The organism is Bacillota bacterium (assembly GCA_012837285.1).
Classification (GTDB): Bacteria; Bacillota; DTU030; order DUMP01; family DUMP01; genus DUNI01.
Window position 1 is genome coordinate 1 of record DURJ01000086.1, and the last position, 10133, is coordinate 10133.

The 10133-nt window shown below is 50.3% G+C and carries 11 protein-coding genes; all 11 read left to right on the forward strand.

All coding sequences use genetic code 11. The annotated features are described in order from the left end of the window. A partial coding sequence (locus tag GX016_05190; protein HHT70958.1) for an S-layer homology domain-containing protein occupies nucleotides 1-1832 on the forward strand: 1832 nt, incomplete at its 5' end. 310 nt (nucleotides 1833-2142) lie between these two features. Continuing rightward, nucleotides 2143-2826, forward strand: a complete 684-nt coding sequence (locus tag GX016_05195) for a Crp/Fnr family transcriptional regulator (protein ID HHT70959.1) — start codon at nucleotides 2143-2145, stop codon at nucleotides 2824-2826. A 78-nt stretch (nucleotides 2827-2904) separates the two neighbouring features. Next, the gene (locus GX016_05200; GenBank protein HHT70960.1) at nucleotides 2905-3903 is read left to right on the forward strand and encodes an ABC transporter substrate-binding protein; all 999 of its coding nucleotides are present in this window, start codon (nucleotides 2905-2907) and stop codon (nucleotides 3901-3903) included. Beyond that, complete coding sequence (locus GX016_05205) at nucleotides 3842-4666, forward strand: ABC transporter permease subunit (protein HHT70961.1); 825 nt, start codon at nucleotides 3842-3844, stop codon at nucleotides 4664-4666. Before GX016_05200 ends, GX016_05205 begins: the two co-directional genes overlap by 62 nt. Nucleotides 4667-4688: 22 nt before the next feature. Next, the gene (locus tag GX016_05210; GenBank protein ID HHT70962.1) at nucleotides 4689-5366 is read left to right on the forward strand and encodes an ABC transporter ATP-binding protein; all 678 of its coding nucleotides are present in this window, start codon (nucleotides 4689-4691) and stop codon (nucleotides 5364-5366) included. 342 nt (nucleotides 5367-5708) lie between these two features. Further along, nucleotides 5709-5972 (forward strand): redoxin domain-containing protein, encoded by a 264-nt coding sequence (locus tag GX016_05215; GenBank protein ID HHT70963.1) that lies wholly within the window; start codon nucleotides 5709-5711, stop codon nucleotides 5970-5972. Nucleotides 5973-6041: 69 nt separating this feature from the next. Then, entirely contained in the window at nucleotides 6042-6443 is a 402-nt protein-coding gene (locus tag GX016_05220; GenBank protein ID HHT70964.1) for a redoxin domain-containing protein, read from the forward strand. A 133-nt stretch (nucleotides 6444-6576) separates the two neighbouring features. Beyond that, nucleotides 6577-7488, forward strand: coding sequence for a fumarylacetoacetate hydrolase family protein (locus tag GX016_05225; GenBank protein HHT70965.1), 912 nt, complete (start codon nucleotides 6577-6579; stop codon nucleotides 7486-7488). 98 nt (nucleotides 7489-7586) lie between these two features. After that, complete coding sequence (locus GX016_05230; GenBank protein HHT70966.1) at nucleotides 7587-7808, forward strand: hypothetical protein; 222 nt, start codon at nucleotides 7587-7589, stop codon at nucleotides 7806-7808. A 643-nt stretch (nucleotides 7809-8451) separates the two neighbouring features. Beyond that, nucleotides 8452-9387: a M48 family metallopeptidase gene (locus GX016_05235; protein ID HHT70967.1), complete on the forward strand. Its 936-nt coding sequence runs from the start codon at nucleotides 8452-8454 to the stop codon at nucleotides 9385-9387. A 15-nt stretch (nucleotides 9388-9402) separates the two neighbouring features. Next, a partial coding sequence (locus GX016_05240) for a hypothetical protein (protein HHT70968.1) occupies nucleotides 9403-10133 on the forward strand: 731 nt, incomplete at its 3' end.

Sequence of the window (10133 nt, forward strand, 5' to 3'; positions counted from 1 at the left end):
ACGCTGATCACGCCGATATCCGGAACGTGAGGATGCTGGATGTAAATGTCACCGGTCAATATCAGGTTGGAGGTTTGGCAGGAGAAATTGGTTCCGATGGTGCAGTTACGTCCTGTTACGCCACGGGTCAGGTTGCAGGCGACGAAGATGTCGGCGGCCTGGTGGGTTTGAACCAGGGCACGATAACCGGCTGTTACGCTTCGGCAACAGTGAATGGTAAATGGGGGTATGTTGGCGGTTTGGCGGGCGAGAACAGACATCAAGTAATCAGTTCTTATGCCACGGGTGACGTAACCGGCAATAAATACGTGGGTGGTCTGGTGGGGTCGAACTGGGGTTATGAAAGCATGCCGGCCACGATCACCGAATCGTATTCAACGGGTGCTGTTAAAGGCAGAACCAGTGAAGCAACAGATCTCGGCGGTCTGGTAGGGAAGATCATCTATGGCAATGTTCAACACAGCTATTGGGACACGGAGACTTCGGGCAAGGTTATATCCGCCGGTGGTATAGGCATGACGACCTCAATGATGAAAAAGCAAGAGAACTATGCAGATTGGGATTTCGTGAACACATGGGGTATTGATGCGGACGAGAACAATGGGTATCCATTTTTAGCTCTAGTGGTGGCTGTACCCGATACAGAGCCGCCTGTGTGGGCAGAGGGTTTCCCTAAAGCTGTTGACATAACAGCCTCTGGAATAACGCTCAAGGCCAAGATCGACGAGGATGGCACAGCCTATTACGTGGTTCTTGCCGGTGGATCAGCCTCTCCCAGTTCACAGCAGGTCAAGTCTGGTAAGGACAGTAGTGACAACCCGGTGGCAGATGGACGTAAAGGTTCCATTAGCTTGACGGCTGACACCGTGGGAAATACCAGTATCTTCGGACTGGATTCGGATACTGCTTACGACCTTTACGCGGTAGCCCAGGACACTGCAGACAACCTGCAGAGTGTACCAAGGAAGCTGCAATTTACCACAAAAACATCAGCGAGTGTATCACCAGGCACTGGTTCTGGCGGCGTGGCTACCTATACAATCAGTGTTACCGCCGGTACCGGTGGCACCATCACACCCAAAACCTTCAAGGTTAAGGCCAATGCTGCTCAGACATTCACCATCACCCCTGATCCCGGTTATGAAATTGAAGATGTGTTGGTAGATGGAAAGAGTATTGGGGCAAAAACAAGCTACACCTTCAACAAGGTCACTGGAGAGCATACCATTTCAGCTACGTTCAAGAAGGTGGAAGAAACAGTGGAAGACGTTCCGGTGATAGAGCTGCCTTTCAAGGATGTCCATGAAAACAACTGGTTCTACAACAGTGTGAAGTATGCCTACGAAAAGGGACTGATGCAAGGTACTGGACTTGACACTTTCAGTCCATTCTCGAATACCAGCCGGGCCATGATCGTTACCATTCTCCACCGTCTGGAGAAAACACCGGCCGGTCTGGGGGACATCTTCAACGATGTGGCAGAAGGCACATGGTATAAAGATGCAGTGGCCTGGGCAGCAGCAAACGGTATTGTAGGGGGCTACGGGGGCAATCGGTTTGGACCCAATGACAGCATTACCCGTGAGCAGATGGCTTGCATCCTTTACCGTTATGCTAAGTATGCAGGATATGATGTGTCACAGTCTGGTTCCCTGACAGGCTTTACTGATGGCGGCCAAACCTCAAAGTGGGCTGTGGCAGCCATGGAGTGGGCGGTAGGCTCCGGACTGATCCAGGGCAAGGACGGTAATATCCTTGATCCGGCAGGGCTCGCCACCAGGGCCGAGGCCGCGACCATACTGCAGCGTTTTATAGAGAACAACGCAAAATAGAGGTCTTTCTCAGGACCTGCTTAGCTAAACAGCGGAAGTCGGAAATTACAAGAATTAGGGGCTGCCCCGAAAGTTAAGGGAAGCCTTTACTGAGGCACATAACAACTTACCCCTACCCTTAGGCCTAGCTGTGTACAGGGTAGGGGTGTTCCATTCAAGCTTCTTGAAGATGGTTAGTTAAACCGAAATCCCTCGCTTCACAGCCGGAAGTGTGGAATGTTTCCGTTTCGGCCGAAAGAGCTTGCAACCGGTATAATTCAGTTGTAAAATGTAGGTGTCTCATATAAGACACTTTTCAGGAGGATTCGAGATGGCTGCAGAGATAACAAATCGACCCCAAGAACTTCTCCTGCATACCCCGCTGTTTACGGGCCTGACTGTGGCTGAGCTGAACCGTTGTTTAGCTGTTGCAGGAGTGACCTACGGCCGCTTTGAGAAAGGGGAGGTCATCTATCAGCGCAGCAACTATCAACGCCGGCTTGGCATCATTCTCGAGGGCTGTGTACAAGTGAGTAAGATTTTGGACGACGGCCAGAAGATGATTATGAATATCCTGTCGGAGGGTAGCTTGGTGGGCGGGGCCACCTTGTTTCACGACTTTGATTATTATGTGGTGGAAATCACCGCTACCGTAGACACTAAGTTGCTGTTTCTGTCCCAGGCGGCGCTGGAGAGGATGTTTCAGGCTGATTATCGTCTGGCCCGCAATTATATCAGTTATCTTTCTAGCCGTATCTACTTTCTAAACCATAAAATTGACCGGTTCACGCGCTCGAGTGCTGAGCGCAAAGTACTGGACTATCTAGCCGACAATGCGGCTCCGAGCAACGGCGGGCACGAAGTTTGTCTGATCTACAGCATGAAAGATCTGGCGGCAGCGCTGAACATCAGCCGGGCTTCTTTGTATCGGGTGCTAGACAATCTGGTGGAGGAGGGAATAATTCAAAGAGATCAAAACTGTATCCATATCCAAGACGTTGGCCGGCTTACTTAACCACTATCGTCCATCATCCGCATATTTTGAATCAAATCAATACAGGGAGGGTATTAATTGAAACAAGTAACTGGTGTTATGGCCCGGCTGCTGATAATAATTCTATTGGTGACTTTGCTGGCCGGGTGCGGCGGGCCGAAGGCCGCTGAACAACCGGAACCCGCTGGTAAAGCGCTTATTAAGGTGGCGGCACTCAAAGGCCCAACCGGAATCGGCATGGTGAAATTAATGGAAGACAGCAAAGCGGGTACCACCGCTAACGACTACGAGTTTGAGCTGCTGGGGGCTCCTGATGAAATCGTTGCAAAGCTGACCTCGGGCAGCGTTGATGTGGCGGCCGTCCCCACCAATCTGGCCGCTGTGCTGCACAGCAAAACCAATGGCAACATTCAGCTGATTGCCATTAACACTTTGGGGGTTCTCTATGTATTGGAAAACGGTAACAGCGTCCAGTCCATGGCGGATCTGAAAGGGAAAACCATCAGCGCCACCGGGCAAGGAGCGACGCCGGAATATGCCCTAAATTATTTGCTGGAGCAGAACGGCCTGGTTCCCGGCCAAGATGTCACGGTAGACTTCCTGTCCGAACACGCGGAGCTGGCGACCCTGACCGCCACTGGGAAAGCTGATTTGGTGATGTTGCCGGAGCCCTTTGTTACTTCGGTAATGGCGAAAAACAGTGACGTCCGGATTGCGCTTGACATTACCGACGAATGGCGGCAAGCTACTGCCAAAGCCGGCACTACTGGAGTGGAACTGACCATGGGCTGTCTGGTGGCGCGCAAAGATTTTGCTGAGGCCAACAAAGAGGCGGTTGATACTTTTCTGACCGAATATGAGGCTTCCACCGCCTTTGTCAATGAGCATACAGGCGAAGCGGCCCAGATGGTGGCCGCAAATGGTATTATGGCTGATGCCGCTTTGGCCGAGAAAGCGATTCCGGGCTGCAACATCGTTTACCTGGACGGCGAGGCCATGCGGCGGAGCGCCATGGCTTTCTATGATGTTCTATTTGATGCCAACCCCAAAGCTGTCGGGGGGAAATTGCCAAGTGACGACTTCTATTACGCCAAATAAGAAAAAACCACCCCGCATCTACCTGGGTCAGGTGTTGGTGGCTGTGATTTGGCTGGGTGTATGGGCCCTGCTCTATCGACTGGTTGGGCAAGACGTGCTGCTGGCTTCCCCGGTACAGGTGCTGCATACTCTTGGCCGACTGGTGGTCACCAGCGAGTTTTGGCTGTCGGTGGGCAACTCGTTACTGCGGGTGCTGCTGGGCTTTTTGCTGGCGGTTGCCGCCGGTTCGGGGCTGGCGGTGCTCACTAGTTTTGTCCCGGCTGCCCGGGCGTTTTTGGTCCCAGCCATCAGTACGATTAAGGCGACGCCGGTAGCTTCGTTTATCATCTTGGCGCTTATTTGGCTGCACGGCGACCGTGTTTCGGTGTTCATCGCCTTCCTGATGGTACTTCCTATTATATGGACCAATGTGGCTCAGGGGATTGCCAAGACCGATCGCCGTCTGCTGGAGATGGGCCAGGTGTTTCGCTTTTCCCGGCTGAAGACTTTGCGTTTTATCTACCTTCCCTCAGTAATGCCGTATTTTCTGGCCGCCTGCATGACCGGGATGGGGTTTGCCTGGAAAGCGGGAATCGCAGCCGAGGTGCTTGGTGTACCGCGGCAGTCGATAGGTGAACACCTGTACAATGCCAAAATCTATCTGGAGACAGCGGAATTGTTGGCTTGGACTGTGGTTGTGGTGGTACTGAGTGTGTTGGTGGAGTATGTACTGGTAAATGTGATCAGACGGATGGGACAAAAATACAATGTTGGTCAGGATTAAGGTACGGGAACGGAGTATAGGGATGATAAAGCTGGTAGAACTGAGCAAACGTTTTCCAAACGTAGAGGTGCTGGATCGCTTTTCTCTGGAGCTGCCGGAGCGGGGGATCGTTGCCTTTATGGGCCCTTCCGGTTCAGGCAAAACTACTCTGTTTCTGTTGATAAGCGGACTGTTGCTGCCTGATGGCGGTTCGGTGGAAGCCCCGGAGCGGTGTGCATTTGTTTTCCAGGAGGATCGCCTGCTGCCCTGGAGCAGCGTGGGGGAGAACATCGAAATCGTGCTGGATGGGCCACAGCAGCATACCGGTATCGCTCAGCGCTTGCTGGTGGAACTGGGTCTGGGCGGAACTGAAAACCAGTCAATACAAGAACTAAGCGGTGGCATGCGGCGGCGGGTGGCTATTGGCCGGGCCCTGGCCTTCGACGCTCCTGTATTGTTAATGGATGAACCATTCAAGGGTTTGGACACAGTCACGAAAAAGCAGGTTATGGATATTATCGCCCCGCAGGCCAAGGAAAGACTGATTTTGCTTAATACCCATGATCCGGGGGAAGCGCTGAATTTGGCTGACGAACTGTATCTGCTGAACGGTCCGCCGCTTGAAGTTGCTAAGCGGATCGTGATCCCTGAACCATACAGCACCCGTCGCACCGATCCTACTTTTCGGGCCCAGTATCAGGGGCTGCTGGATATTGCTTGAAAGCACCCCTCATGGTCAAAGCGATACCGATCAATACCCTCAGCACAATACTGCCGGCAAAACCCCTACCCTTATTTACAGGGCGGGGTTTTTTATGGGAGGTGCCCATGCAAATGGGTACCGATTGTAAACATAACAAAAGAGAATAGTCCTCCGGTTACAAGGGGAATACTAGCCAAAACGGCCTAGGGCCTGTCCTTCTTTCCCGAGGAAGTGACAGAACAAAAGTAGAGTTTAGGTACCAAAAGGCTTTGAGATAGATTTTCCAAACCCCCTTGCTATTTAGTAATGGTTATGATATTAAATAAGTATATAGAGTTCCTTGAATCATTATGAATCGTTATGAAAGGAGGCCGCGCTGTGCCGGAAGAGTTTAAGGTGGGATGCGAGCGGCCGGATCTTGAGCCGCCGACAGCTCCAGTTGCTGAACCCAGCATTAGCACCGTTAAGGAGGAGAAGAAACCAGTGATTAAAGTTGGTAAACCGGCTCCGGATTTCAAAGCCCCTGCTTTCCATCAGGGCAAGTTCATAACCACCAGTCTGTCGGAATATAAAGGTAAATGGGTAGTGCTTTGTTTTTATCCAGGTGATTTCACCTTCGTCTGAGCTACTGAAGTTTCAGCAGTTGCTGAAATGAACCCGGAATTCGAGCAGCTAGGTGTACAAGTATTGTCTATGAGTGTGGACAGCGTTTTTGTGCATAAAATGTGGAATGACCATGAACTGTCGAAGATGATCGGCAAAGACATACCTTTTCCCATGTTATCGGATCAGGATGGGAAGATCGGCAAAATGTACGGCGTCTATGATGAAGACGGCGGGGTGGAAACAAGAGGCCGCTTTATCATCGACCCTGATGGCATTGTACGAGGATTTGAAGTGCTGACGCCGCCAGTGGGCAGAAATGTGAAGGAGACCATCAGACAGATTCAAGCTTTTCAGCTAGTCAGGAATTCTAAGGGTGCAGAAGCTACTCCGGCCGGCTGGAAACCGGGCAAGCAGACGCTCAAGCCAGGCCCGGATCTGGTGGGCAACGTATGGAAAGTATGGAAAGTAAGCCAGGCTTTTGACGACTAGGCAGCACTAGAGACATTTTATATAAGGCAGAGACCTTTGCCGTCTGGATGATGGCAAAGGTCTTTTTTGAGCAGGGAAAGAATCCTTCCATATGGAATAGGAAAAATGATATTAACCGGAAAGGAGAGCCGGCATGAGACTTGTAACTTATGAGTATCAAGACCAGTTTTGTATCGGCATAGTTGTTGGCGATCAGGCAGTAGACCTTCTGGCAGGCATGGCTGCTGCTGGCAAGGGAGGATACCTGCCGGAAGACTGTGATCTGAAGACGTTCTTGGGCTTGGAACAGGGCTTGGAGTATGCACTTCAAGTAGAAGAGATGGCAAGAACCAGCCCAGGATGGCTAACTGAAGTGGGCCTGCCTTTAGATCAGGTGGTGCTTAAGGCGCCGATTACTAACCCTAATAAGGTTATCGGTATCGGCTTAAACTACCGTGACCATGCCGAGGAAAGCAATTTGCCGTTACCGCAGGAACCGGTTATCTTCGGTAAATATGCTAACTCTGTCATTGGACCGGATGAGAATATTCTCTTGCCCGTGGGTTTAACTGATAGAGTAGATTATGAGGCCGAACTGGCGGTGGTGATCGGCCGGCGGGCCTATAATATAAGTGAAGAAGAGGTGCTGGACTATATAGCCGGCTATACCAATCTCAACGATGTCAGCGCTCGGGATCTGCAGATGCGTGACGGGCAGTGGATGAAAGGCAAGTGCTTGGATACGTTTGCGCCGATGGGGCCTTGGCTGGTGACCAAAGATGAGATACAAAACCCGGAAAACCTCAAGATAGAACTGCGCCTGAATGGAAAAACCATGCAGTCCTCGAGTACACGCCATTTGATATTTGGTGTTGCGCACTTGGTTTCTTTTCTGTCTAAGCTGATGACCTTAGACCCTGGCGATGTAATTGCCACCGGCACCCCGGCCGGAGTGGGTTTTGTGCGCAAGCCGCCGGTTTTCCTTCGCCCCGGGGATATAGTGGAGGTGGAGATTGAAGGCTTGGGTGTGCTTAGAAATGGCGTGGCTCACCGGGTTTCTTTTTAGTGGCACCCTTATCGAAATTGGCAGGAATTGGAGGCCAATGGGTAGAACATAATACCCAGGCACAATTTTCCGATCTTGGTCCCCTAAGGCTACAAGCTATGGGGATCGAGCCGACAGGGTGCGGCGGTTTTACCCGCAAAGATGACTATCTGCCGGAACGCTTCAGCACCGAACCGGCGCCGAATGGGCTCGGCAAAGGGCAGACGGTAGATCAGGATAAATTGCTGGATCAGATCTATAACGCAAAAGGCTGGGACAGCAACGGCATCCCCACGCCGGAAAAGCTACAAGAGTTAGGACTGGAGGATATTGCCGTCTAAGTACAAAGGAATATCGACACATTGAAGCCCCCCTACCTTGGCAGGACAAGGCAGGGGGGCTTTGTCTAGCATGAGTGATGCTTTGGGAGCATCTCTGAACCCAGCCAAAATAAGACTGAGTCGTCGAAATTACCAAGAGAATTAGCAGGGTTTTGTAGCGCAAGGTCGAATTATCATACGATAACGATTTTTGGACTAAATGGTTGAGTAGTACTTTGCCATGACAGCTCCTTCCGTCTTAAGCGTAAGCGAAAGTGTCCAAATTGGCATAAGAGGAAATGGCTACAGGTAATCAGAACTTTTGATCAAAGAAAAAGGACGGTGTTGATTTTGAGCGATGACAACCTACTATTTGGTGGAATGACAGCGGGAGCGGTACTTGGGGCAGTGCTTGGCAGCAGAAAGGGTGCTATAGGAGCAGGGGCTGGTGCATTAGCAGGAATTGTAGCTGCTTCTATACTGGCAAGGAAGTGCAGGAAGCCTGCTTCATATCATAGTACGTACGTGCAAACCGTACCCCGGGTGAGTAGGACGGCCGGCAGAGATGGTGTCAAGTGTGGTAGCTGCGGGAAGATGAACGGGAAAGAAAGATTTTATTGTGCTTACTGCGGCAAAGTTCTAGAGGAAGGGGATAATTGATTTAGTGGCAAAGAAATTAAAGAACCTAGCCCCGGCGGACTACCTTCATACTCGTGATATAGAAGCCATGAATACCCTCCAAGCCATTCCTGGTCTTGTAGCTATTTCAAAAAAGGCAAATTCGTTGGGACTAGATAGGATGATAAGAATGCAGAGCATGGCCAACTCTATCCGAGTTGGACCACGGCAGTTCAAGTCATTGTACACACTGTTTCAGGATGTTTGCGAAACCTTAGATGTATCTGGAATTGACCTTTTTGTCCAACAAGACTTTTCCCTAAATGCCTTTGCCCGAGGAGTTGAAGCACCTCAAGTTACGGTTACCACCGAACTTATCAACCGGTTGACACCTGATGAGCTTCGGTTTGTCATTGGCCATGAAGTTGGCCATGTGAAAAGTGAACATGTTCTTTATCACCAAATCGGTTTTTATCTGCCAGTGATTATGCGGACAATCGGACAAGCCACCCTAGGGCTGGGCAGTTTGGTGGGAAGCGGTTTTCAAATGGCCCTCTATGACTGGATCAGAAAATCTGAACTGACAGCTGATAGGGCGGGGTTGCTTGCAGTTCAAGCCCCGGATGTTGTACGTAGTACTTTCTACAAGTTGGCTGGGGTGCCTGCTTCTTTGGAACATGAACTTAGTATGGATGAAATTTCTATTCAGTCCCAAGAATTTGAGGACTTCAGCGGTGAGGATCTAAATAAATTTTACAGGTTTTTGTGCCAGGCCTGGAGTACTCATCCCTGGATTGTGATCAGAATTTCGGAGATGGAACAATGGATAAACCTAGGTGGTTATGACCGGATTATGAAACGATATGGAGACCGTGGCAACATCAATAGTCATTCCTGTCCCGCTTGTGGCCAACCTTTATCTCCGGCATCAAAGTTCTGTGTCTATTGTGGTTACCGGGTGTCGTATTCCCAGGCAAAGTGAAGGAGTGTGTGAGTTTTGGAATCTGTTAAGATGGATACCGTCCAAACATATCATGATTTTCATCAAGTCAAGGAGTTGCTCGTTGGGATATTAGATACTTTAGAAGAATCATCTTTGGAACTAGGAATAAGTGATGTTGCTCAGACCAACCTAGGAAGAGTTAGGCATATCGTATCCGAGGATGTTTTTCGCGTAGTGTTTGTCGGAGGGTTTTCCCGAGGGAAATCGACACTGGTTAACGCTTTGTTGGGAAGAAATGTCTTGCCGGCCAAACTAACTCCCACCACGGCTGTCATTACCACTATTCAGTATGGCGAAGTGCCACGGGCTACGATACATTTCAAGTCGAATCATGGAGGGACAAAGACCGTTCCGGTTGAGGAGCTGCACAACTACGTTGTTATTCCCCGTGGTGGGCGAACCGAAGATGCTTTCGGTTCTCGAATAGACACTGTTATCGAACGGGTTGACATTGAGTACCCACTTGACCTTTGTCATAACGGTGTACAACTAGTTGATTCGCCAGGCCTGGAGGATAATGATACTCGCCAGCGAATAACGCTACAGTTTCTTAATCAGTCTGATGCCGCTGTGGTTGTGTTATCGTGCCAGCAACTTCTGACGTTGGAGGAAGAACGGTTTATTAAAGCAGAACTGCTATCACGGGGCTTCGAGCATATTTTTTATGTAGTAAACTTTGCCGATGAGCTGTCAGGTCCTGAGGATGAGGAAGAGATAATGTGGAG

Bases quoted from the DNA above. Each gene is read 5' to 3' on its own strand.
- GX016_05195 (HHT70959.1), top strand. From the start codon at position 2,143: ATGGCTGCAGAGATAACAAATCGACCCCAAGAACTTCTCCTGCATACC.
- GX016_05200 (HHT70960.1), top strand. From the start codon at position 2,905: ATGGCCCGGCTGCTGATAATAATTCTATTGGTGACTTTGCTGGCCGGG.
- GX016_05205 (HHT70961.1), top strand. From the start codon at position 3,842: ATGCCAACCCCAAAGCTGTCGGGGGGAAATTGCCAAGTGACGACTTCT.
- GX016_05210 (HHT70962.1), top strand. From the start codon at position 4,689: ATGATAAAGCTGGTAGAACTGAGCAAACGTTTTCCAAACGTAGAGGTG.
- GX016_05215 (HHT70963.1), top strand. From the start codon at position 5,709: ATGAAAGGAGGCCGCGCTGTGCCGGAAGAGTTTAAGGTGGGATGCGAG.
- GX016_05220 (HHT70964.1), top strand. From the start codon at position 6,042: ATGAGTGTGGACAGCGTTTTTGTGCATAAAATGTGGAATGACCATGAA.
- GX016_05225 (HHT70965.1), top strand. From the start codon at position 6,577: ATGAGACTTGTAACTTATGAGTATCAAGACCAGTTTTGTATCGGCATA.
- GX016_05230 (HHT70966.1), top strand. From the start codon at position 7,587: ATGGGGATCGAGCCGACAGGGTGCGGCGGTTTTACCCGCAAAGATGAC.